Origin of the sequence: Kaistella montana, from assembly GCF_024436175.1 — a bacterium.
Taxonomy (GTDB): Bacteria; Bacteroidota; Bacteroidia; order Flavobacteriales; family Weeksellaceae; genus Kaistella; species Kaistella montana.
In genome coordinates, this window is the sequence record NZ_JANFQP010000001.1 from 1,093,535 (window position 1) to 1,115,903 (window position 22,369).

Annotated in this window: 24 protein-coding genes; 23 read left to right on the forward strand and 1 reads right to left on the reverse strand. The window is 37.4% G+C overall.

Annotation, left to right across the window (positions count from 1 at the left end; translation table 11 throughout):
- The first annotated feature begins 66 nt into the window (after positions 1 to 66).
- The 4 genes from NOV28_RS05015 (at position 67) to NOV28_RS05030 (ending at position 3,977) form a co-directional block, all read left to right on the forward strand.
- Positions 67 to 2,025, forward strand: coding sequence for a DUF349 domain-containing protein (locus NOV28_RS05015; protein ID WP_255928222.1), 1,959 nt, complete (start codon positions 67 to 69; stop codon positions 2,023 to 2,025).
- An 8-nt stretch (positions 2,026 to 2,033) separates the two neighbouring features.
- The gene (locus NOV28_RS05020) at positions 2,034 to 2,273 is read left to right on the forward strand and encodes an HI_0983 family protein (protein ID WP_255928224.1); all 240 of its coding nucleotides are present in this window, start codon (positions 2,034 to 2,036) and stop codon (positions 2,271 to 2,273) included.
- A 75-nt stretch (positions 2,274 to 2,348) separates the two neighbouring features.
- The gene (gene ribD, locus NOV28_RS05025; RefSeq protein ID WP_255928226.1) at positions 2,349 to 3,371 is read left to right on the forward strand and encodes a bifunctional diaminohydroxyphosphoribosylaminopyrimidine deaminase/5-amino-6-(5-phosphoribosylamino)uracil reductase RibD; all 1,023 of its coding nucleotides are present in this window, start codon (positions 2,349 to 2,351) and stop codon (positions 3,369 to 3,371) included.
- A 3-nt stretch (positions 3,372 to 3,374) separates the two neighbouring features.
- The gene (locus NOV28_RS05030; RefSeq protein ID WP_255928228.1) at positions 3,375 to 3,977 is read left to right on the forward strand and encodes a YigZ family protein; all 603 of its coding nucleotides are present in this window, start codon (positions 3,375 to 3,377) and stop codon (positions 3,975 to 3,977) included.
- Positions 3,978 to 3,979: 2 nt separating this feature from the next.
- Here the strand turns inward: NOV28_RS05030 and NOV28_RS05035 are convergent, their stop codons facing one another.
- The gene (locus NOV28_RS05035) at positions 3,980 to 4,687 is read right to left on the reverse strand and encodes a zinc metallopeptidase (RefSeq protein WP_255928230.1); all 708 of its coding nucleotides are present in this window, start codon (positions 4,685 to 4,687) and stop codon (positions 3,980 to 3,982) included.
- A 108-nt stretch (positions 4,688 to 4,795) separates the two neighbouring features.
- On the opposite strand from NOV28_RS05035, the gene NOV28_RS05040 reads away from it, so the two are divergent.
- The 19 genes from NOV28_RS05040 (at position 4,796) to NOV28_RS05130 (ending at position 22,341) form a co-directional block, all read left to right on the forward strand.
- Complete coding sequence (locus NOV28_RS05040) at positions 4,796 to 5,920, forward strand: GNAT family N-acetyltransferase (RefSeq protein WP_255928232.1); 1,125 nt, start codon at positions 4,796 to 4,798, stop codon at positions 5,918 to 5,920.
- Between the two features lie 2 nt (positions 5,921 to 5,922).
- A complete protein-coding gene (locus tag NOV28_RS05045; protein ID WP_255928234.1) occupies positions 5,923 to 6,111 on the forward strand; it encodes a hypothetical protein in 189 nt (62 codons plus the stop codon).
- Positions 6,112 to 6,228: 117 nt separating this feature from the next.
- Complete coding sequence (locus NOV28_RS05050; protein WP_255928236.1) at positions 6,229 to 6,600, forward strand: NADH-quinone oxidoreductase subunit A; 372 nt, start codon at positions 6,229 to 6,231, stop codon at positions 6,598 to 6,600.
- A gap of 43 nt (positions 6,601 to 6,643) precedes the next feature.
- Entirely contained in the window at positions 6,644 to 7,201 is a 558-nt protein-coding gene (locus NOV28_RS05055) for an NADH-quinone oxidoreductase subunit B (RefSeq protein ID WP_255928238.1), read from the forward strand.
- A 5-nt stretch (positions 7,202 to 7,206) separates the two neighbouring features.
- Positions 7,207 to 7,701, forward strand: a complete 495-nt coding sequence (locus tag NOV28_RS05060) for an NADH-quinone oxidoreductase subunit C (RefSeq protein WP_255928240.1) — start codon at positions 7,207 to 7,209, stop codon at positions 7,699 to 7,701.
- 66 nt (positions 7,702 to 7,767) lie between these two features.
- Entirely contained in the window at positions 7,768 to 8,991 is a 1,224-nt protein-coding gene (locus NOV28_RS05065; RefSeq protein WP_255928242.1) for an NADH-quinone oxidoreductase subunit D, read from the forward strand.
- 138 nt (positions 8,992 to 9,129) lie between these two features.
- Positions 9,130 to 9,639 carry an NADH-quinone oxidoreductase subunit NuoE family protein gene (locus NOV28_RS05070; protein ID WP_255928244.1) on the forward strand — a complete coding sequence of 170 codons (510 nt, stop codon included), beginning with the start codon at positions 9,130 to 9,132 and terminating at the stop codon, positions 9,637 to 9,639.
- A gap of 13 nt (positions 9,640 to 9,652) precedes the next feature.
- Complete coding sequence (nuoF, locus tag NOV28_RS05075) at positions 9,653 to 11,008, forward strand: NADH-quinone oxidoreductase subunit NuoF (protein WP_255928246.1); 1,356 nt, start codon at positions 9,653 to 9,655, stop codon at positions 11,006 to 11,008.
- A 1-nt stretch (position 11,009) separates the two neighbouring features.
- On the forward strand, positions 11,010 to 11,867 hold the full coding sequence (locus NOV28_RS05080) for a hypothetical protein (protein ID WP_255928248.1): 858 nt from the start codon (positions 11,010 to 11,012) through the stop codon (positions 11,865 to 11,867).
- A gap of 26 nt (positions 11,868 to 11,893) precedes the next feature.
- Complete coding sequence (locus NOV28_RS05085) at positions 11,894 to 12,895, forward strand: NADH-quinone oxidoreductase subunit G (RefSeq protein ID WP_255928250.1); 1,002 nt, start codon at positions 11,894 to 11,896, stop codon at positions 12,893 to 12,895.
- A 61-nt stretch (positions 12,896 to 12,956) separates the two neighbouring features.
- Positions 12,957 to 14,018 carry an NADH-quinone oxidoreductase subunit NuoH gene (nuoH, locus tag NOV28_RS05090; RefSeq protein WP_255928252.1) on the forward strand — a complete coding sequence of 354 codons (1,062 nt, stop codon included), beginning with the start codon at positions 12,957 to 12,959 and terminating at the stop codon, positions 14,016 to 14,018.
- A 61-nt stretch (positions 14,019 to 14,079) separates the two neighbouring features.
- Entirely contained in the window at positions 14,080 to 14,628 is a 549-nt protein-coding gene (locus NOV28_RS05095; RefSeq protein WP_255928254.1) for a NuoI/complex I 23 kDa subunit family protein, read from the forward strand.
- A complete protein-coding gene (locus NOV28_RS05100; RefSeq protein ID WP_255928256.1) occupies positions 14,629 to 15,123 on the forward strand; it encodes an NADH-quinone oxidoreductase subunit J family protein in 495 nt (164 codons plus the stop codon). It abuts the gene before it with no gap.
- 4 nt (positions 15,124 to 15,127) lie between these two features.
- The gene (gene nuoK / locus NOV28_RS05105) at positions 15,128 to 15,457 is read left to right on the forward strand and encodes an NADH-quinone oxidoreductase subunit NuoK (RefSeq protein WP_255928258.1); all 330 of its coding nucleotides are present in this window, start codon (positions 15,128 to 15,130) and stop codon (positions 15,455 to 15,457) included.
- Positions 15,458 to 15,464: 7 nt separating this feature from the next.
- Positions 15,465 to 17,360 carry an NADH-quinone oxidoreductase subunit L gene (gene nuoL / locus NOV28_RS05110; RefSeq protein ID WP_255928260.1) on the forward strand — a complete coding sequence of 632 codons (1,896 nt, stop codon included), beginning with the start codon at positions 15,465 to 15,467 and terminating at the stop codon, positions 17,358 to 17,360.
- Positions 17,361 to 17,363: 3 nt separating this feature from the next.
- Positions 17,364 to 18,857 (forward strand): complex I subunit 4 family protein, encoded by a 1,494-nt coding sequence (locus tag NOV28_RS05115; RefSeq protein WP_255928262.1) that lies wholly within the window; start codon positions 17,364 to 17,366, stop codon positions 18,855 to 18,857.
- Between the two features lie 85 nt (positions 18,858 to 18,942).
- The gene (locus NOV28_RS05120) at positions 18,943 to 20,331 is read left to right on the forward strand and encodes an NADH-quinone oxidoreductase subunit N (RefSeq protein WP_255928264.1); all 1,389 of its coding nucleotides are present in this window, start codon (positions 18,943 to 18,945) and stop codon (positions 20,329 to 20,331) included.
- Positions 20,332 to 20,450: 119 nt separating this feature from the next.
- Positions 20,451 to 21,050: a TetR/AcrR family transcriptional regulator gene (locus tag NOV28_RS05125; RefSeq protein WP_255928267.1), complete on the forward strand. Its 600-nt coding sequence runs from the start codon at positions 20,451 to 20,453 to the stop codon at positions 21,048 to 21,050.
- Positions 21,051 to 21,081: 31 nt separating this feature from the next.
- Positions 21,082 to 22,341: a TolC family protein gene (locus NOV28_RS05130; RefSeq protein ID WP_255928269.1), complete on the forward strand. Its 1,260-nt coding sequence runs from the start codon at positions 21,082 to 21,084 to the stop codon at positions 22,339 to 22,341.
- Positions 22,342 to 22,369: the final 28 nt, after the last annotated feature.

The following is a 22,369-nucleotide window of genomic DNA, read 5'->3' on the forward strand; positions in this document are numbered from 1 at the left end:
TTTAGTTACCCATACTATTGATGATAAAGAAATTTTGCCCTTTTTAATATTAATAAAACGTTTGCTATGATTACAGAAGATTCAATCTCTGACCACAATGAGAAAAAACCTATCACCGAAGAGGTTTCCGCAGAAAAAAGCACAGAAGCACAAGCTGAAAATCCGGTAGAAACTACTGAAGAAAATCCGGAAAATTCGGCAGAAGTCTTACAGAAAGCTCCTGAACATCAAGCAGATGTGGACACTCAAAAATCGGTAGAAATTCCTCAGGGAAAAGTACTTTCTGAAATCGATCCTGAAAAAGCAGACGACGGAGAACCTCACGACTTGCACCAAGATGATGAGTTGGAAAATGTAGCTCATTTGACATTACCGGAAGTTTTACAAGAAATGGAAACCCTTATCAATAAAGAAAATGCGGGTTCTTATTTCAGAAGATTCAATCAGTTAAAAGAGCAAGCTAACCATTTCATCCATGATGAAACCGAGAATCAGAAAAGCGAATTTGTTTCAGCAGGAAATCCGGAAGAAAATTTCACTTTTCATCATCCGATGCAGGCAAAACTTTCAAGCTTTATTCATATTTTCCGTGAAAAGAATGAAAAATACGCTAAACAGCAGGAAGAAAATCATTCTAAAAACCTGGAAGAAAGGCAAAATATCATCGAACAACTCAAGCATCTTTATACCAATACTGAAGCTGGAACCAATCTTTTTAAAGCCATCCGCGAAATTAAAGAAGCTTGGAAAAATGCCGGACAAGTAGCAAAATCCGAATTCAAACTGCTCAACAATAATTATTTCCATCATTTGAATCAATTTTATCAAATGTTGGACATGAACAAAGAATATATGGAGCAGGAATATGCGCATAATTTGGAGAAAAGGTTGCACATTATCGAAAGAGCAAAAGAACTTGAAAAAGAACCTACTGTGCAAAAAGCACTGAACGAACTTCAATATCTGCACAAACTTTGGAAAGAAGAAGCAGAGCCAGTTGCCGAGGAATTCAGAGAGAAAACTTGGGAAGAATTCAAAGAATTATCCAATAAAATTCATGAACGAAAATCTGAGCTTTCTGCACACATCGAGCAAGAACAGCAAGCCAACCTCGAGAAGAAAAATAAAATCATCGAGGAAATTATAAAAATCAGTAATCCTGAAAAAGAACCCAACCACAATTACTGGCAAAATTCCATCAAAAAAATTGAGGATTTAAGAACAGAATTTTTGAAATTGGGAAGTGTTCCGAGAAAAGAATCCAACCAAAACTGGAATGATTTCAAAGTAAATCTTAGAAATTTCAACACCAAGAAAAACGAATTTTATAAAGGTTTAAAAAACAACCAGCAAACCAACTTAGAAGAAAAGCTAAAACTCATCCAAACTGCGAAAGACAACAGTCTTTCCGAAGATTGGGAAATTACTGTTCCGCTTTTCAAAAAGCTTCAAGAAGACTGGAAAAAAATCGGTCACGTTCCAAGAAGTATGACCAACAAAGTTTGGGACGAATTCCGCGAAGCTTGCAATACATTTTTCAATAATTATCGTGAGAAAAACAATGCTGTAAGCGACAATTGGAAAGAAAATTTCAAAAATAAAAAACAACTTCTCGATCAGTTGAAAGAAATCACGAACGAGGACGGAAGTATTGAAAAAATCGAAGCCATCAAAACCAATTGGAACAATATCGGAAAGGTTCCTCGCGAAAAAATCGGCATCAATACAGAATTCAACAAAACGCTGAGAGAAAAGCTGAAACTCAACAAAATCTTCGAATTTGATTTGAAAGAAGAAGGACTTTCTGAAAATCAATTGACCGATAAAGCAAGAAAAATCAAAAATCAAATTGCTGATTTGGAAGCTGAAATCGTAAAAATGGAAAACAACCTAAGTTTCTTCAGCAATTCGACTCGCGAAAATCCTTTATTGAAAGACACTTTCGAGAAAATCGACGAGAAAAAATCTCAATTGGAAGCGATGAAACAGAGTTTGCACAAAATTTTATCCGGAGAAAATCAATAAGGAAAATCATGATTAAAAAGCTTTTTTTGTTGATGCTAATTGGCACTTTATCTTTTGCAAAAGCTCAAGAAGTGGCTGCAAGTATTTTGTCGATTGCTAATCCGGTGGAAGTTGACGGAACCGAATTTTTTCTGAATCAATCGAAGCAACGTTCGAAAACGCTTTTTCAGGAACAATATATTCCTAGAGATGAAAGCATTGAGAATTTCGATCAATTAAAAGTTATAGAAGCTTCATCCGGAAAATAATTTTAATAGAAAATCACATCAAACACCCGGCAAAAGTTGGGTGTTTTTCATTAAAAAAATAGTATCTAAACCAAAATGACCGACGAAATCTACATCAAACGCTGCATCGAGCTTGCCCAAAAAGCAACCGGAAAAACTTATCCAAATCCTTTGGTAGGAAGCGTGATTGTGCATAACGGAAAAATAATAGGTGAAGGATTTCATGAAAAAGCCGGTCAAAATCATGCAGAAATCAACGCCATCAATTCGGTTGAGAATCCGGAGTTGTTGAAAGATTCTACAATTTATGTTTCCTTGGAGCCTTGTTCCCATTTCGGGAAAACTCCGCCATGTGCCAATAAAATTATTGAAATTGGATTTAAAAAAGTGGTCATCGGAACATTAGATTCTCACGAAAAAGTGAATGGAAAAGGAAAAAATTTAATCGAAAATGCGGGAATTGAAGTCGTTTCAGGAATTCTAGAGCAGGAATGCAGAGAACTTAACAAACGATTTTTCACTTTTCATCAGAAAAAAAGACCTTTTATCCTTTTAAAATGGGCCGAATCAGGAGACAAATTTTTAGATCAAAACTTTCAACCTACGCAAATCGGAAATCCATTGACCAAGCAATTTGTGCATCATTTAAGAAGTGAAGAACACGCAATTTTGGTCGGAACCAACACCGCTTTGAATGATAATCCTTCGCTGACAACTCGCGAATTATCCGGAAGAAATCCGGTAAGAATTCTGATTGATTTCGAATTAAAAGTTCCTGAAAATTTCAGTATTTATAATGAAGAAGCGCCAACTTTGGTTTTAAATACCGTGAAAAATTCGGTGGAAGGAAACATACAATTCATTAAAACAGAAAAAGATAATTTTATAGAAAGTCTGATGAAAATTCTTTACGAACAACAAATTCAATCTGTGCTCGTGGAAGGTGGAAGTTATACTTTGCAACAATTTATCGACGCCGGAATTTGGGATGAAGCCATTGTCATTAAAAATGAAAATCTGATTTTAGGAAACGGAACAAAAGCTCCGGATTTCCATGCTGAAAATTATAAAACTGAAAATTTCAGAGACAATAAAGTGAAATTTTACAAAAATTATTAATCCTTGGAATTCTCTTTTAACACAATAAAATCTGGAATAGAAAACGTCCTTTCAAAAGAGAAAGGAAGTAAATTTCTGGGGTTTGCATTTCCATTAAATGATGAAAATGACATTAAAAAATTCTTAGACAAAATCCGAGAAGAACATCCGAAAGCAACCCACCACTGCTACGCTTTTCGCTATGGAATGAAAGGTGAAAATTACCGCGCCAATGATGACGGCGAACCATCTGGAAGTGCAGGATTGCCGATTTACAATCAATTGTTAGCGCACGACATTACCAATGTTTTGGTGATCGTGGTTCGATATTACGGCGGAACCAAATTGGGTGTTTCGGGATTGGTGAAAGCATACAAAGAATCCGCAAAACTGGCTCTGGAAGAAGCGGAAATCATCACCAAAGAATTGGAATCTGATATTGAAATCAATTTTGAATTTCATCAACAAAACCAGATATTCACTTTGCTGAATAAATTCGATGGCAAAATAACGGACTTTTTGACCAATGAAAAATGTACCATTAAAGCCAAAATTAAAACTTCTTTAAAAGAAAACATCTCGGAACAATTGTCCGAGATGCAACATATTTCTTTCGAATTTCTATAAATTTAGTCTCTTCTTCCCATCAGCATTGAAGCCCAATAAAGCAATTGTGCCAATGATCCCAAAGCTGCTACCAAATACGTTCTGGCAGCCCATTTCAATGAATCTTGAACGCCAAAATATTCTTCTGCAGTTACGGTTCCAGTGTCTTTCAACCATTTCATTGCTCTGTTGCTCGCGTCGTATTCAACCGGCAAAGTAACGAATGCAAATAAAGTAGTTACGGCAAACATCAATACGCCAATTGTTAAAACGGTTGTGTTCCCATTCGGATTTTCGATGGATCTTGTTGCGGCCATCAAACCGATACCGGCAATGAGTACAAACTGCATTAAATTGGAGCTGATATTCACAATCGGAACCAATTTGGATCTGAGTTGCAACATCGAATATCCGACCGCATGCTGAACTGCGTGACCACATTCGTGAGCCGCAACCGCTGCTGCAGCTGCATTTCTTTGCATATAAACCGCTTCAGATAAGTTTACCGTTTTATTCGCTGGATTATAATGATCGGTCAACTGACCAGGAACAGAAATCACCTGAACATCATTAATGCCATTATCTCTCAACATTTTTTCAGCCACTTCTTTCCCGGACATCCCGTTTCGTAGGTGCACTTGTGAGTAATGTTCAAATTTAGATTTTAGTCTGGAAGAAACCAACCAACTTACGAGCATTGAAAGCCCAATAATTAAATAATATCCTGTCATTTTATCTTATTTTAATAGATTTTGAAGTCGCTTTATTGATGTAAAAAATGTGCCAAAGTTTTGATATTTGTTTTAAACAATTATATTTGTTTCTTCAAATAAAAAACAATGTCCAAAATCTCTATAATTGAAGTAAAAACTCAAAATGATCTAAAAAATTTCATCAAATTTCCAATGGAACTTTACAAAAATAATGAAAATTATGTTCCTTCCTTAATAAATGATGAGAAAAATATTTGGAATCCAGCTGAAAATCCGGCCTTAAGCTATTCGGAGGCTAAGCAATTTCTCGCCTTAAAAAATGAGAAAATTGTTGGACGAATTGCGGTAATGATCAACCACAAGGAAGAAAAAGAACTAGGAATAAAGAAAGTACGATTTGGTTGGTTTGATTTCATTGATGATTTCGAAGTTTCTAAAGCTTTGATAAATAAAGCAATAGAATTTGCTCAAGAAAAAAATATTGGAAAAATTGAAGGTCCGATGGGTTTTACCAACCTCGATAAAGCAGGAATGTTGACGATGGGGTTTGATAAATTAGCAACCATGATTGGGCTTTACAACTACGATTATTACCCGAAACATATCGAAAAATTAGGTTTCGTAAAGGAAAAAGAATGGGTAGAATTTGAGATGAATTTCCCTACCATTTTACCCGAAAAAGTAGAAAAATTCAGTAATCTCATTGCACAAAAATACAAACTGAGAGTAATTGACTTCAAGAATAAAAAAGAAATTCTGCCTTTGGTAGAACCTATGTTCAAATTGCTCGATCAAACCTATAACACGCTCTCTACCTACACTCCTATTTCTGATGAACAGATAAAAACCTATCGCGAAAAATATTTCCCTTTCATCGATAAAAATTATGTGATTTGTGTAGAAGATGAAAACCACGAGTTGGTTGCATTTGCTATTACGATGCCTTCCTACTCTAGAGCTTTGCAGAAATCCAAAGGGAAACTTTGGCCATTTGGATGGTGGCATTTTTTGCAAGCAGGAAAGAAAAACGATCGTGCCAATTTCTATCTGATTGGCATTCATCCGGAATATCAACGACGTGGTGTTACAGCGATTATCTTCAAGGAAATTTTTGTAAGATTCAATAAAATGGGGATTAAATTTGCTGAAACCAACCCGGAACTTGAGGAAAATAAAAGTGTACAAGTTTTATGGCAAGATTACAATCCGGTGAATCATAAAAGAAGAAGAACCTACTCCAAAGAAATTTAAAAATGAAGAAGCAGCTGTACTTTTATTTATTGATGATTGTTGCCTTCATCGTCTACAATCAGTTTTTTCAAGTTGCAGATGAGCGATTGAATACGTTGATCAATATTTTGTTCGCTAGTTTCTTGTTTTTGTATATTGGTTATGTTGCTTATTTGGTTTTGAAGAGACTAAAAAATTCGGGAAAGAAATAGTTATTTTTATTGATTCTAAATTATACTAAATCACCTATTGGCAGATAAATTTCGGGCTTAAATTTCCTCTTTCTCACATTATTCATTAAATTTGCATATTGAGAAAATAATGTAGACATGAATATCCCAGAAAACTATCTTCCAATTCTTATACAGATCGCTGTAGGCTTTGGATTCGTTGTACTTTGTATTTTAGGAACACACTTTTTAGGACCAAGGCAAAAGGCTTCAACTATAAAGAAAAACGAAAGTTTTGAGTGTGGTGTAGAAGTAGAGGGAAATGCAAGAAACCCTTTTTCTGTAAAATATTTTCTTACTGCAATTCTATTTGTACTTTTCGATATCGAAATCGTGTTCTTCTATCCTTATGCGGTGAACATCCGTGAATTTGGGGTTGAAGGATTTCTTGCTGTACTTACTTTCATTGCAGTATTCTTCATCGCTTTCACTTATGTTTGGAAACGCGGTGCCTTAGACTGGGACAGGTAATCTTGTTTCATTTACTTTAATTAATCTAAAGAAAACAAAAAAAATGTCAGATACTAAACCAATCATTAGAATGGATGCTGAACCGCCTGAAGGTTTTGAGGGTGAAGGTTTCTTTGCCACCAAACTCAGCAGCGTCATCGGTATGGCCAGAAAATATTCTCTTTGGCCGTTGCCATTTGCTACTTCTTGTTGCGGTATTGAATTCATGGCCGTACTGAACCCTACTTACGATGCTTCCCGATTCGGGATGGAGAGAAACTCATTCTCACCTAGACAAGCAGATATGTTGATGGTTTGTGGCACCATTTCGAAAAAATTAGGTCCTGTATTGAAGCAGGTTTACACCCAAATGGCAGAACCTAAATGGGTAATTGCCGTTGGTGCATGTGCCTCCAGTGGTGGTATTTTCGATACCTATTCTGTTTTGCAGGGAATTGATAAAATTATTCCGGTAGACGTATACGTTCCCGGTTGCCCACCAAGACCTGAGCAAATCATCGAAGGTGTAATGCAGGTACAAGCACTTTGCGAAAGCGAAAGCATCCGCAGAAGAGACATGCCAGAATACAAAGACTTACTCGAATCCTACGACATAAATTAATTGAAATGACAAACGAATTCGTTTTAGAAGCAATTACAAGAGAATTTCCGGAATCGGTGATTACCCATTCGGAACCTTATGGTCTTCTCACGATAGAAATAAAGAAAGAGGATATCAAAAAAGTAATCCATTACCTTAAAGATTCTTCTTTAGAAATTAATTTTCTTACAGATATTTGTGGTATTCACTACCCTGAGAATCCGGCGAAAGAAATCGGAGTCGTGTATCATCTCCACAATATGATGACCAACTTTAGGATTCGTCTCAAAACATTTATGCCGAAAGAAAATGCTGAAGTAGATTCAATGACCGATCTTTATGCTGGTGCAAACTGGATGGAGAGAGAAACTTTTGAATTCTACGGAGTTAAATTTAAAGGTCATCCGGATCTTCGGGTTATCCTCAATATGGAAGATATTGACTACCATCCACTATTAAAGGAATATCGCCTAGAAGATGGTACCAGAACCGATAAAGATGACAAAATGTTCGGAAGATAAAAATGTACACCGCTTTTAGCAGATTACATTCCACATTCCGCCAAAAGCCAAAAGCCACCAGCAATTATGAAAGACAACGCGCTATCCAATATACTCAGCCAGCAAGAATCAAAAGAACATATTGATGGGCAACTTTATACCCTGAATTTGGGTCCTACACACCCGGCTACCCACGGTATTTTCCAAAACGTTCTTACGATGGACGGGGAAAGAATTCTCCACTCCGAGCAAACCATCGGTTATATTCACCGTGCTTTTGAAAAGATTTCTGAAAGAAGAAATTTCGCCCAAATCACTACTCTTACCGACAGGATGAATTATTGTTCTGCCCCAATTAATAACATCGGATGGCATCTTACCGTTGAAAAACTCATCGGTTGTGAAGTTCCTAAAAGAGTTGATTACATGAGGGTAATTATGATGGAATTGGCGAGAATTGCCGACCACATGATTTGCAACGGAGTAATCGCAATGGATGCTGGTGCTATCACAGGACTTACTTATCTTTTCCAAGAAAGAGAAAAAATATATGAAATGTATGAGCAAATTTGTGGAGCTAGAATGACCACAAACATGGGAAGAATTGGTGGTTTTGAAAGAGATTTCAATCCGAAATTCCATGAGCTTCTACAAAACTGGTTAAAGAAATTCCCGAAAATCTGGGGAGAATTCTGTGCATTGAATGAAAGAAACCGAATCTTCATGGACAGAACCATCAAAGCCGGACCTATCTCCGCAGAAAGAGCATTGAGCTATGGTTTCACGGGACCTAACCTTCGCGCAACTGGTGTAGATTATGATGTTCGCGTAGCAAGCCCTTACTCCTCTTACAACGATTTCGATTTCATTATTCCAGTAGGAACTTCTGGTGATACTTATGACCGATTTATGGTAAGACAACAAGAAGTTTGGGAAAGTTTGAAAATCATCGAACAAGCTTACAAAAATTTACCAGATGGACCTTTCCATGCGGATGTTCCTGAATTTTATCTTCCAGAAAAAGCGGATGTTTATAACAAAATGGAAGCTTTAATCTATCACTTTAAAATCGTGATGGGGGAAACTGAAGTTCCAGTTGGTGAAGTATACAACGCTGTTGAAGGCGGAAACGGAGAATTAGGTTTCTATCTTGTGAGCGACGGTGGTAGAACGCCTTACCGATTACATTTCCGCAGACCTTGTTTCATCTACTATCAAGCATATCCGGAGATGATCAAAGGCGGAATGATTTCCGATGCCATCGTAACGATGTGTAGTATGAACGTAATCGCAGGAGAACTCGATGCGTAAAAGAAATTGTTGATTTTAGATTATAAATTTTAAATTAATCTAAACTCTTTAAATATAAATTAATATCAAAAATGATAGGATTTTTAGAACTACGATTTTCATCTAAAATCTAAAATCTAAAATCTAAAATCTTTAAATATGAGCGAAACTATTGCTTTTAAACCTGAAACCCTAGAACAGGTAAATAAAATTATCGCAAGATATCCGGAAGGAAAGCAAAAATCTGCCCTAATTCCGATCCTGCATGTTGCACAAAAAGAATTTGGCGGCTGGCTAGATGTTCCTGTGATGGATTATGTAGCTTCATTGCTAAGCATTAAACCTATTGAAGTGTACGAAGTAGCAACTTTCTACACCATGTTCAATATGAAACCGGTAGGAAAATATGTATTGGAAATTTGCCAAACCGGACCATGTATGTTGAAAGGAAGCGACGATATCTTAAACCATATTCGCCAAACCCTAAACATTAAAAACGGAGAAACTACTGCCGACGGACTTTTCACCCTGAAACCGGCAGAATGCCTCGGAGCTTGCGGCTATGCACCTATGATGCAATTGGGCAAGTTTTATCACGAAAATTTAACAAAAGAAAAAGTAGATGAAATCCTGGAACTTTGCAGACAGGGAGCCATCGCTTTAGACTAATATCGATTAAAAAATGAGTAAAAAACTTTTACTTAAAGACGCCCATGTAGAAGGAATCCGCTACTTCGATGTTTACCGCAAACAAGGCGGTTATGAAGCTGTGGAAAAGGCCCTGAAAATGACTCCAGATGAAATCACCGAAGAAGTAAAAACTTCCGGATTGAGAGGTCGTGGAGGAGCAGGTTTCCCAACCGGAATGAAGTGGAGTTTCCTCGCAAAACCAGAAGGCGTAGCAAGATATTTGGTAGTAAATGCCGACGAATCTGAACCGGGAACTTTCAAAGACCGATACTTAATGGAATACATTCCGCATCTTTTGATCGAAGGAATGATTATTTCATCTTTCGCATTAGGTGCCAATACTTCGTATATCTATATCCGTGGTGAATATTCATGGATTCCCGATATCTTGGAAGAGGCTATTGAAGAAGCCAAAAAAGCAGGATTTTTAGGAAAAAATATTTTAGGAACCGGCTACGATTTAGAAATTTATGTTCATCGTGGTGCTGGAGCTTATATTTGTGGTGAAGAAACTGCACTTTTGGAATCTTTGGAAGGAAAAAGAGGAAATCCTCGTTTGAAACCACCTTTCCCTGCAGTAAAAGGACTTTGGGAATCTCCAACCGTTGTGAACAATGTTGAAACCATCGCAGCTGTTGTACCGATCATCAATATTACCGGTGCCGAATATGCAAAAATCGGTGTTGGACGTTCTACCGGAACAAAACTGATCTCCGCTTGTGGAAATATCAACAAACCGGGAGTTTATGAAATCGATATGACGATTACCGTTGAAGAATTCATTTATTCTGATGAATATTGTGGTGGAATTCCAAACGGTAAAAAATTGAAAGCATGTATTCCTGGAGGAAGTTCTGTGCCGATTGTTCCAGCCAATTTATTATTGAAAACCATCAACGGTGAACCGAGATATATGAATTACGAATCATTATCTGATGGTGGATTTGCTACCGGAACGATGATGGGTTCAGGCGGATTTATCGTTTTAGATGAAGACCAGTGTGTGGTAAAACATACCTTAACTCTTGCGCATTTCTACATGCACGAAAGTTGTGGACAATGTACGCCTTGCCGAGAAGGAACCGGTTGGATGTACAGAATATTGAAAAAAATTGAAAATGGACAAGGAACCATGGCAGATATCGATTTGCTTTGGGATATTCAGAGAAAAATAGAAGGAAATACCATTTGTCCACTCGGTGATGCCGCAGCGTGGCCGGTTGCAGCAGCAATCCGTCATTTCCGCGACGAATTCGAATGGCACATTGATAATCCTGAAGCTTTAACAAGAAATTATGGACTGGCAAATTATGCCGATCCAATCCCTGTAGCTGCGAAAGCAGAATAAGATGAAGAAGTTCTTTAAAATAATTGTACTTGTTTTTTTGGGAAGCAATTTGGGATTTGCCCAAGAAACCCATTCAACCCAGGAAATATCTGATAACTTTGATTTGGAGGTAAAACCTCTTTCAAAAAAAGGACAGATGTTCGTTTTTTGGGGATGGAACAGAGCTGGATTTACCAATTCTGATATCCGATTCAAAGGGGCTGACTACGATTTCACTTTAGAAAATGTAGTGGCTCACGACCGACCATCGCCTTTGAGTTTAGATTATGTGAATCCGGGGAGTTTATCCATTCCGCAATTTAATTTTAGGTTAGGATATTTTATTAAAGATCATTTAGCTTTAGTTATTGCGCAAGATCACATGAAATATGTGATGGATCAGGATCAAGTGGCTGATTTTAAAGGTCATATTTCCGATCCGGTTTATGCAGGAATGGTACAAAACGGGCAAGTTGATTTAACCGATGAGCAGTTTCTCACTTTTGAGCATACTGATGGGTTGAATTACATCAATATCGGTTTAGAAAAATATAAATCGCTATCGAGCAAGAAAAATGTTGATATCGTATGGAGTTACGGTGGCGGAGTTGGAATGATGATGCCAAAAAGTAATGTGAAACTATTCGGAAACGAAAGAAGCGACCGTTTTCACGTTGCAGGTTTCGGAGCTGATGCGAGAACCAACATCAATGTTATCTTTTGGAAACATTGGATGGCAAGAGTAGAAGGAAAAGTGGGCTACATCAATATGCCCGATATAAAAACGACACTGAATAACAAACCAGATAAAGCGATGCAAGATTTTGCATTTGCACAAGTGAATTTCGGTATTGGATATACCTTTAACACGAAAAAATAATTAATTCATTTTTGAATTCATCTATAATGAGCGAAGAAATTAAAAAATTTAAGATCACTATTGACGGACAGACTACAGAAGTTTTGCCCGGAACTTCGATTCTGGAAGCAGCCCGACAAATCGGCGGAAAATCTGTACCTCCTGCAATGTGCTATTACAAACCGTTGGAATCCAGCGGTGGTAGATGCAGAACTTGCCTCGTAGAAGTTTCTAAAGGTTCAGATGCTGATTCGCGACCGATGCCGAAACTCGTTGCAAGTTGCCGAACCAGTGTGATGGACGGAATGGAAGTGAAAAACCTGACCTCGGAAAAAACTCAGGAAGCCAGAAAAGCGGTAACCGAATTTTTGCTGATCAATCACCCACTTGATTGCCCTGTTTGCGACCAAGCCGGTGAATGTCATTTGCAAGATTTAGGTTACGAACATGGTGTTGAAGGAACCAGAACCGAATTTGAAAGAAGAACTTTCGAACCTGAAGATATCGGTCCGAACATCAAATTACACATGAACCGTTGTATTTTATGTGCAAGATGTGTGTTAACCGCAAATCAATTAACCGAAAAACGCGAACACGGAATCCTTTTCAGAGGGGAACATGCAGAAATTTCTACTTATTTGAATAAGGCATTGGATAATGATTTCATCGGAAACGTGATTGATGTTTGTCCAGTAGGAGCATTAACCGACAAAACCGCGAGATTTGCGAGCAGAGTTTGGTTTACAAAACCGATGAATGCTACTTGCAAATGTGAAAAATGTTCTGGTAAAGCCGTTCTTTGGATGAAAGGTGAAGAGATCATCAGAGTAACTGCCAGAAAAGACCAATATGATGAAGTCGAAGAATGGATCTGTAACGAGTGCCGTTTTGAGAAAAAAGACCTTAAATACTGGAACATCGAAGGACCAAGACATATCGACAGACATTCGGTAATTTCTCTTAACCATTATGAAAAGCCGAAAAATATGATCAGTCTTTTGAACAATCCTGATGCTAAAGAAATCGGCGAAAAAGACGAAATAATTTAATTTGAAAACGATTTAATTTGAATATGTTTTTGTCATATTTAAATTTCAAATGATATTACCTATGGAATTAATTACCTTTAAAATCATTCTAGTTCTTGCCCTTTTCGCTCTATCGATGGGGGTTGCAGCCTACTCTACTTGGGGCGAACGAAAATTGGCTGCGGTATTGCAGGATAGAATTGGTCCTAACAGAGCCGGACCTTTCGGGCTTTTTCAGCCATTAGCAGATGGTGGAAAACTCTTCTTCAAAGAAGGATTTGTTCCCCAAAATGCCGATAAATTCCTTTTCTATCTCGGACCAGGAATCACCATGTTTGTTTCATTGATTACCGGAGCGGTTATTCCGTGGGGAAAAACTTTGAACATCGGTGGAACTTCATTTGATATTCAAGTTGCCAACATCGATATCGGCGTACTTTACCTGATCGGAATGGTTTCAATCGGAGTTTACGGAATGATGATCGGTGGTTGGGCTTCAAACAACAAATATTCCTTAATTGGAGCGATCCGTGCATCTTCACAGATGATTTCTTATGAATTGGCGATGGGACTTTCTTTGCTTTCAATCATTTTGATGTCAGGAAGTTTAGATTTACATTTCATTACTTCATCACAAGGAACAGGAAAAATTTGGGGCTTTATTCCTGCGGACGGAATGAACTGGAACATTTTCTATCAACCATTGGCGTTTATTATTTTCTTCGTTGCTGCTTTAGCAGAAACCAATCGTCACCCTTTCGATTTACCGGAATGTGAATCTGAATTGGTGAACGGATATATGACCGAATATTCATCGATGAACTTCGGGCAATATATGTTTGGGGAATATGTAAATATGTTTATTTCGAATGCATTGATTGCTACTTTATTCTTTGGAGGTTTCAATTATCCAGGAATCAATTGGGTCTCTGAAAACTGGGGAGAAAACGTAGCAGGAATTTTAAGTATCGTTGCGATGCTTTCAAAAGTAATCTTAGGAATCATCATTTTCATGTGGATTCGTTGGACGATCCCAAGATTTCGATACGATCAACTGATGCATCTCGGTTGGAAAACCCTTATACCGCTTGCGTTGGTGAACTTACTGATCACAGCAGCTGTAATTGTGTTTTTTGCCCAATAATTAAAATTAGATAAAGTTTTCATGCTAAAAAGCTTAAGCCAATAGCTAAAACAAAAACAATATGAAACTGACCAACAGATCTAAAGTAGTCTCGAACAAAGAGATGACTTTTATGGAAAAAATATACCTCCCGGAAATCTTCAAGGGAATGGCGATTACCATGAAACACGCGCTTGCCGGTAGCAAAGGCAAAGTATATTCTTACCCAGAAGTACAAAAACCAAGGGCAAAAGTATGGCGCGGACAACACGTTTTGAAACGTGATGAAGAAGGTAGAGAACGCTGTACAGCTTGTGGGCTTTGCGCCGTTGCGTGCCCTGCAGAAGCCATCACCATGACTGCTGCCGAAAGAACCAAGGAGGAAAAAGATCTTTACAGAGAAGAAAAATATGCATCAGTTTATGAAATCAATATGCTGAGATGTATTTTCTGCGGAATGTGCGAAGAAGCCTGCCCGAAATCAGCGATTTACCTTACCGATAGATTGGTTGATGTAGAAACCAACCGCGGAAGTTTCGTGTATGGAAAAGATAAATTGGTAGAAAAAATCAATGCGAGAATTGACATTTCTGAAAGACAGAGTGAGTTACAAAAAAAATCAGTAAAATAAATGGAACAGATTATATTTTTCATTGTAGCATTGATGGCTGTAGCAAGTGCAGTGTATTTTGTATTTGCTAGAAATCCACTTTACGCTATTCTTTCCTTGATCATCACTTTCTTTTCTATCGCCGCATTGTATATCTTGCTTAATGCACAGTTTTTAGGAATTGTTCAAGTGATTGTTTATGCAGGAGCCATCATGGTTTTATTCCTTTATGTACTGATGATGTTGAATTTAAATAAAGGTAACGAAAGCAAAAAGCAGAACCTCACAAAATTCATCGGAGTTTTCACCGCAGGGATTCTTTTAATTGGAGTTTTAGGTGCTTTCAAAGGACTTAAAGGAAACAGTTTTGCAGGAAATGTAGATTCATCAATTGGATTAACCAAAAACCTTGGTCGATTATTGTTTAACGAATATGTTTTGCCTTTTGAACTGGCATCAGTTCTCATTCTTGCAGGGATTGTAGGGGCAGTATTAATAGGTAAAAAAGATTTATAGTATTATGGGAGAAGTAAATTCAATAATACAGGCAGTACCGCAGGAATATTTTATAATCCTGAGCTCTGTATTGTTCTGTCTGGGAGTTTTGGGAGTTTTAATCCGAAAAAATGCCATCATTATTTTAGGGTGTGTAGAGCTTATGCTCAACTCTGTAAATCTATTGTTGGCCACCTTTTCAAGCTACAAAGGCGACGGAAACGGGCAAATCTTGGTATTCTTCATCATGGTGGTTGCCGCAGCCGAAGTAGCAGTAGGATTAGCAATTATCGCAATGATGTACAGAAATACCAAATCGGTTGACATCAGTATTTTTAATAAATTAAGAGGATAAATAAAGGATGGAAAATTTAGTTTACGCAATTATACTTTTACCCTTATTCGGTTTTTTGGTCAATGGGCTTTTCGGGAAAAGTCTTCCAAAAATCGTTGTGGGAAGTATCGCAACACTGGTAGTTTTTGCATCTTTTTGTATTGCTGTCAGTTTATTTTTAAATTTCAATGCAGATTCGCAACCGGTTATAGTAAGAGCTTTTGAATGGTTTCGAGTGAATGGCATTCAGGTGAATTTCGGTTTCCAAATCGATCAATTATCATTGATGATGATTATGATCATCACCGGAATCGGATCATTGATTCACCTCTACTCTATCGGCTACATGAGCCACGACAAAGGTTTCTATAAATTCTTCACTTATTTGAATTTGTTTATTTTCTCCATGCTTTTGTTGGTAATGGGAAGTAATTATTTAATTCTTTTCATCGGTTGGGAAGGAGTAGGATTATGTTCTTATTTGTTGATCGGTTTCTGGTACACCAACAAAGAATATGGTGCAGCTGCAAGAAAAGCATTCATCATGAACAGAATTGGAGACCTTGGAATGATAATCGGGATTTTCATGATCGCTTATCAGACCAACGCGGTAGATTTCCTTTCTGTAGCTCAGAATTCTTCTAAATTCCAACTTGATTCACCAGTGATTATTTTCATCACAGCGAGTCTTTTCATCGGTGCAATGGGAAAATCAGCGCAGGTTCCTTTATTTACTTGGTTACCTGATGCGATGGCGGGTCCAACCCCTGTTTCAGCATTGATCCACGCCGCAACGATGGTTACTGCAGGGATTTATTTGGTAGTTAGATCTAATTTCCTTTATTCATTAGCACCTACAACGATGGACGGAATCCTCTTCATCGGGTTATTAACCGCTTTGGTGGCTGCGTTTATCGGCTTAAGACAAAATGATATTAAAAAAGTTCTCGCTTACTCTACTGTTTCGCAATTAGGATTTATGTTCGTTGCACTTGGAGTTGGCGCTTATACCACTGCAATGTTCCACTTGATGACGCATGCATTCTTCAAAGCATTGCTATTCTTAGGTTCAGGTTCGGTAATTCACGCAATGAGTGGCGAACAAGACATGAGATTAATGGGTGGTTTAAAAAAGAAAATTCCTGTTACCCATATTACCTTCCTTATCGGAACTTTGGCTATTTCAGGTTTCCCATTCCTTTCTGGGATGATTTCTAAAGATGAAATTTTAACCAATGTTTATGTGAAAAACCCACTACTTTGGGTCGTATTATTCATTGTAGCAGCGATGACGGCGATTTATATGTTCAGAGCGTATTACTTGACTTTCCACGGAGAATTCAGAGGAACAGAAGAACAAAAACATCACCTTCACGAAAGTCCTTCAAATATGACTATTCCGTTGATTATTCTTGCAGTATTATCAGTTCTTGGTGGATTTATTAATCTTCCGCATTTCATTGGACATGGCAATTATGCAAAACTTGATCATTGGTTGAATTCTATCTATGTATATGATATAGAATTGCCTGAAGTGAAATTCGGAACCGAAATGATTCTTTTGGGGTTAACGGTTGTCATGTTTTTCGCAGTATGGTTTATTGTTAAAAACATCTACGTCAACAAGAAAAAAATGGCTTTACCAGAAGAGAAATATACTGGCTGGGAAAGACTTTCGAACAAGAAATTGTTTTTGGACGAAATTTATAACGCAACCTTCGTGAAAATGACGGAAGGTTTAGGAATTGGAGGAAATATGTTCGATAAAGGCATTCTGAATAGATTCGTAGAATTCATCGGAACTGGCGCTGAAGATTCTGGTAGAGCAGCAAAAAGACTTCAAAACGGAAACGTGGAGAATTATGTGCTCGTCATGTCTTTGGCAATCGGAATTATTTTAATTGTTAACTTTTTATTACAATAGTAAATGTCGTATCTATTATTAACATTATTACTATTACCTCTCGTAGGTTCTGCATTGGTGTTCGCGTGGAAAAACCCCGCAAGTAAGTATTTAGCATTGGGAATTGCATTCGTGCAAATGTTTCTAAGCTTCTATATGCTATCAAATTTCGATTTCAAACCAACTGTTGATGGAGTTCTTCAGTATGAAATCAATTATCCTTGGTCGCAGTTTATCAAGAGTAATCTGCATTTCGGAGTTGATGGAATGAGCATGCTGCTGTTATTATTAACCAATATTTTAACACCGCTGATTATTCTGTCTTCATTTAACGAAAAACCAGGATACAGAAATACTTTCTACGGATTAATTCTTTTGATGCAATTCGGTTTAATAGGAGTTTTCACTTCTTTAGATGGTTTGTTATTTTACATTTTCTGGGAAGTTACCCTTATTCCTATCTGGTTAATCGCCGGAATCTGGGGGCAGGAAAACAAGAAACTCGCATTCACCACCAAATTCTTCGTTTATACTTTCGTAGGATCGTTGTTTATGTTGATCGGATTGATCTACGTTTATACCCATTCCGCATCATTTGCATTGACAGATTTGTATAACGCCAATCTGAATTCATCAGAACAAACTGTGGTTTTCTGGTTCATTTTCTTTGCGTTTGCAGTGAAATTACCGGTTTTCCCTTTCCATTCTTGGCAACCAGATACTTATACTTATTCACCAACCCAAGGCTCCATGCTTCTATCGGGAATTATGTTGAAAATGGCAGTTTATGGTCTTTTAAGATATTTATTACCGATCACTCCAGAACCAATTCTTGGGATTTCCGGACAAATTGTGATGGTACTTGCTATCATCGGAATTGTACACGGAGCTTTGATTGCGATTATCCAAAACGATTCTAAAAGAATTATCGCTTACTCTTCCCTTTCTCACGTTGGATTGATGGTTGCCGGAATTATGGCATCTGCGATTTTAACAGTAAAAGGAAGTTTGATGATCGAAGGAGCTGAAGGCGCTATGGTACAAACTTTTGCTCACGGGATCAACGTAGTAGGTTTGTTTTATTGTGCTGATATTCTTTATAAAAGATTTAAAACAAGAGATATTCGCCAAATGGGTGGCTTAGCAAAAGTAGCTCCGAAATTTGCCATATTGTTTATGCTTATTTTGTTGGGTTCAGTAGGTTTACCTTTAACGAATGGTTTCATTGGTGAATTTATTTTGCTTAAATCTGTATTCGATTATAGCGTACTCGCTGCCATATTTGCTGGTCTTACCCTAATTTTCTCTGCAGTTTATCTTCTTAGATTTTACGGAAAAGCGATGTTTGGCGAAGGTGATGAAGCTGTTTTAGCTTCAGCTAAAGATCTTTCGGGAGTAGAATTTTCAGTATTGGCGAGTTTAGCAGTTTTTGTAATCCTGCTGGGAGTTTTCCCACAACCGTTAATTGAAATGGTAAACAGTTCGTTGAAGTTTATTTTTACTTCAATGATGAATTAAGAAATTAATAAATAAAGAAATTAAAAGAAAAAGGCCAGAGCGATTACGCTTGAATCCGGATTCTACAATCTCAAATCTAAATTAAATGAGCGTTTTTATAATTATATTCCTTACCGCTGTAGCCGCACTGTTTGCAGGAGTTTTCGAAAAGGGGAAATTTTCAAGATATCTCAGTATTTTGGGGCTTCTTGTCGCACTTTATGTGAGTTTTCTCCCGGAATGTTCTTTTTTCAACCAATACAAAACCATGTTTAAATTTGGTCCGAATGCGGCATTGTTTACCAAAATCTCTATTGTCATCACGCTGTTGCTTTTCTTTTTAGGAGGTTTTTCTTTCAGCAATCACCGTAGCCATCAGTCGGAGTTGTATGCGCTTCTTTTGTTTGCGCTATCGGGTGGTATTATTCTTTTTGGCTTCCAAAACTTGGTTACCTTATTCCTTGGTGTTGAAATTCTTTCGATTCCGTTATATGTTTTGGCTGGAAGCAACAAGACCGATTTGCGATCTAACGAAGCTTCGATCAAATATTTTCTGATGGGAGCATTTGCTACCGGTTTCCTATTATTTGGAATCGCCTTAATTTATGGCAGCTCCGGAAGTTTTGATCTTTACCAAATTCATCAGTTTTCTATAGAAAATCCAAAGGATACCCTATTCATAATGGGGGCAGTACTGATGTTGGTAGCATTGGCATTTAAGGTTTCTTTAGCGCCTTTCCACATGTGGAGCCCCGATGTTTATCAAGGATCGCCATCACTTATCACTGCATTTATGATGTCGATAGTGAAAATTTCAGCATTCTTTGCATTCTTTAGAGTTATGACCATTGCGTTTGCAGGCATTACCGGAGAATGGATCAATATTATGGGTGTTCTCATCATCATCACTTTATTTCTTGCGAATGCGATGGGACTTGCCCAAAGTAACGCTAAAAGAATGTTGGCCTACTCCTCTGTTTCGCATGCAGGATATTTGGGATTGATCTTTTTTGGTTTAAATAATTTATCCGCTTACAACTTAGCTTTTTATCTATTTGCTTATTCATTGGCAACTGTAGGCGTTATGATGTGTTTGATTTGGGTAGAAAAACTCAAGCGCGAAACTTCTTACAATGCATTCCGTGGATTGTCACATTCCGAGCCGATTATGGCGGTAGCAGCGGCGGTTTCAATGCTTTCTATGGCTGGGATTCCACTTACTGCAGGATTTATGGGGAAATTCTCCATCTTTGCACAAGCCATTCAATATCCGAAAATGGGTTCATTTATGGTTCTGATCGCAGTTTTAGGTTCAGCAATATCCATTGCTTATTATTTAAGATTGATTATGGTGATGTTCTTCCCGAAAGAAAGCAGTTTCAAAACTTCAGAAAAAGTACCTTTAACCTACAATATCGTTGCTGTATTCATCATTATTGCACTTTTAGCAATGGGTATTTTCCCAGACTTATTTGCTAAACAATTTGGTTTGTAAACATTAATCATAAAAATATTAAAACGCAATTCTTCGGAGTTGCGTTTTTTTTAAAATATGAATTTAATCATTTGATTAAATCAAAATATTAATCTTAACTTTGTCTTATAATTTTTCATATGAATCAGGAAAGTGATATTACCACGGAAGAGAAAATTCTTATTTCCGCATCGAAAGTTTTTACTGAAAAAGGGTTTTCAGGAACTCGGACACGCGATATTGCAGAAGAAGCAGGAATCAATCTGGCGCTGCTGAATTACTATTTCCGAAGCAAGGAAAAACTTTTTGAACAGGTGATGAAAGTAAAAATTATACTGCTATTCGGCAAGATTATTCCCATTGTCATCAATGAAAAAACTACGCTCGAAGAAAAGATAGATCTTGTAAGTGAACGGTATTTCGAAATCTTATCTAAAAATCCTAATCTTCCACTATTTATCCTGAGCGAAATCCAGAAAAAACCTTCGAATATCACCTCGCTGATTGCTGTCGATAAGCTGATGAAAACCTCTGTACTGGTAAAGCAGATCCAGGAGAAAAAACCTGCGCTCCACCCTTTTCATTTTATTATTAATTTTCTGAGTATGACAGCGTTTCCATTTATTGGGAAACCGGTTCTGAAGCATTTCAACATTTTGAACGATGAGGAATTTCAAAAGTTTGTGGAAGAACGCAAGACATTAGTTCCGGTATGGATCAAAATGATTCTTAACAGTTAACATCACTTTCATTTCATTTAAAACTAAAAGAATGAAAATTTTAAAATACTTTGTAAGCCTTACCCTGCTTCTGAATATTTCTCTGAATGCACAAGAAATATTGACTTTACAGGAGTGCCAACAACTCGCCAAATCGCACTATCCACTCACCAAAAGAAATGGTCTTATTGAAAAAACCAAATCTTATACTTTGGAAAATACTTCAAAGGCATGGCTTCCTCAAATAAGCGTTATTGGTCAAGCAACTTACCAAAATGAGGTTACACAACTGCCTTTCAACCTTCCCAATATGTCGGTGGAACCGCTAAGCAAAGATCAATACAAAATATACGCAGATATTCAGCAAACAGTTTATGATGGCGGGCTGATTGCGCACCAAAAAAAACTTGCGAACATCCAGTCAGAAACCGAAACACAGAAAAATGAAGTTGAACTTCACCAATTGGAAGAAAGAATCAACCAGATTTATTTCGGAATTCTCCAGTGTCAGGAACAGCTTGAACAGACCGTGATCACCAAAAAAGATCTGGAAAACGGTTTGCTGAAAGCAGAAGCTCAGTTTCAATTTGGTACTATTCTGAGGAGCCAAGTGGATGTATTGAAAGCACAGCTCGTCACTCTGGATCAGCGGCAGATTGAACTGCAGTCGGTTCGTGCCAGTTTTATTCAAATGTTATCGCTGTTCATTCAAAAAAATATCGATGAACATTCAGAGTTTCAAAGACCTGAAAAATTACTGCTCACCTTCGAAAACAAGCGTCCCGAACTGAAAGTATTTGATTTGCAGCAACAGAGTTTAGAAACTCAAAAATCAATCATTCAGTCCAGAAATCTACCGAAATTGGGAGCATTTTTCCAAGGCGGTTATGGTAAACCTGGCTTTAATATGCTGAAAAACGAATTCGACATTTTCTATATTGGCGGTATCAAGTTACAAATTCCGATTAGCGGATTTTACACGAAAAAAAACGACCTTGCTTTGCTCGATAGCCAGCAACAAGATCTTGAAATCCGAAAAGAAAACTTCCTATTTAACCAAAATTTCTCCACCATCCAAACCAACAGTGATTTGGAAAAACTGAAGAAACTGATTGATAAAGACCTTGAGCTCATCACGTTGCGCCAAAGCATTAAAAAAGCCAGTCTTGCCCAGCTCGAAAACGGCGTCATCACCACCAGCGATTATCTTCGCGAAGTGAATGCTGAAGAACAGGTAAGAATTCAAAAAATCCTTCATGAAACTCAGTATCTGTTGACCCAATATAACCTGAAAGCACAGCTGAATCAGTAAAAAATCATTTAATAAGAAATCCTGTCCG

Bases quoted from the DNA above. Each gene is read 5' to 3' on its own strand.
- NOV28_RS05045 (WP_255928234.1), top strand. From the start codon at position 5,923: ATGAAGAAGCAGCTGTACTTTTATTTATTGATGATTGTTGCCTTCATC.
- NOV28_RS05070 (WP_255928244.1), top strand. From the start codon at position 9,130: ATGAGCGAAACTATTGCTTTTAAACCTGAAACCCTAGAACAGGTAAAT.
- NOV28_RS05095 (WP_255928254.1), top strand. From the start codon at position 14,080: ATGAAACTGACCAACAGATCTAAAGTAGTCTCGAACAAAGAGATGACT.
- nuoH (WP_255928252.1), top strand. From the start codon at position 12,957: ATGGAATTAATTACCTTTAAAATCATTCTAGTTCTTGCCCTTTTCGCT.
- NOV28_RS05055 (WP_255928238.1), top strand. From the start codon at position 6,644: ATGTCAGATACTAAACCAATCATTAGAATGGATGCTGAACCGCCTGAA.
- NOV28_RS05080 (WP_255928248.1), top strand. From the start codon at position 11,010: ATGAAGAAGTTCTTTAAAATAATTGTACTTGTTTTTTTGGGAAGCAAT.
- NOV28_RS05040 (WP_255928232.1), top strand. From the start codon at position 4,796: ATGTCCAAAATCTCTATAATTGAAGTAAAAACTCAAAATGATCTAAAA.
- nuoL (WP_255928260.1), top strand. From the start codon at position 15,465: ATGGAAAATTTAGTTTACGCAATTATACTTTTACCCTTATTCGGTTTT.
- NOV28_RS05130 (WP_255928269.1), top strand. From the start codon at position 21,082: ATGAAAATTTTAAAATACTTTGTAAGCCTTACCCTGCTTCTGAATATT.
- NOV28_RS05085 (WP_255928250.1), top strand. From the start codon at position 11,894: ATGAGCGAAGAAATTAAAAAATTTAAGATCACTATTGACGGACAGACT.
- NOV28_RS05100 (WP_255928256.1), top strand. From the start codon at position 14,629: ATGGAACAGATTATATTTTTCATTGTAGCATTGATGGCTGTAGCAAGT.
- NOV28_RS05020 (WP_255928224.1), top strand. From the start codon at position 2,034: ATGATTAAAAAGCTTTTTTTGTTGATGCTAATTGGCACTTTATCTTTT.
- nuoK (WP_255928258.1), top strand. From the start codon at position 15,128: ATGGGAGAAGTAAATTCAATAATACAGGCAGTACCGCAGGAATATTTT.
- nuoF (WP_255928246.1), top strand. From the start codon at position 9,653: ATGAGTAAAAAACTTTTACTTAAAGACGCCCATGTAGAAGGAATCCGC.
- NOV28_RS05125 (WP_255928267.1), top strand. From the start codon at position 20,451: ATGAATCAGGAAAGTGATATTACCACGGAAGAGAAAATTCTTATTTCC.
- NOV28_RS05060 (WP_255928240.1), top strand. From the start codon at position 7,207: ATGACAAACGAATTCGTTTTAGAAGCAATTACAAGAGAATTTCCGGAA.
- NOV28_RS05015 (WP_255928222.1), top strand. From the start codon at position 67: ATGATTACAGAAGATTCAATCTCTGACCACAATGAGAAAAAACCTATC.
- NOV28_RS05115 (WP_255928262.1), top strand. From the start codon at position 17,364: ATGTCGTATCTATTATTAACATTATTACTATTACCTCTCGTAGGTTCT.
- NOV28_RS05050 (WP_255928236.1), top strand. From the start codon at position 6,229: ATGAATATCCCAGAAAACTATCTTCCAATTCTTATACAGATCGCTGTA.
- NOV28_RS05035 (WP_255928230.1), bottom strand. From the start codon at position 4,687: ATGACAGGATATTATTTAATTATTGGGCTTTCAATGCTCGTAAGTTGG.
- ribD (WP_255928226.1), top strand. From the start codon at position 2,349: ATGACCGACGAAATCTACATCAAACGCTGCATCGAGCTTGCCCAAAAA.
- NOV28_RS05065 (WP_255928242.1), top strand. From the start codon at position 7,768: ATGAAAGACAACGCGCTATCCAATATACTCAGCCAGCAAGAATCAAAA.
- NOV28_RS05120 (WP_255928264.1), top strand. From the start codon at position 18,943: ATGAGCGTTTTTATAATTATATTCCTTACCGCTGTAGCCGCACTGTTT.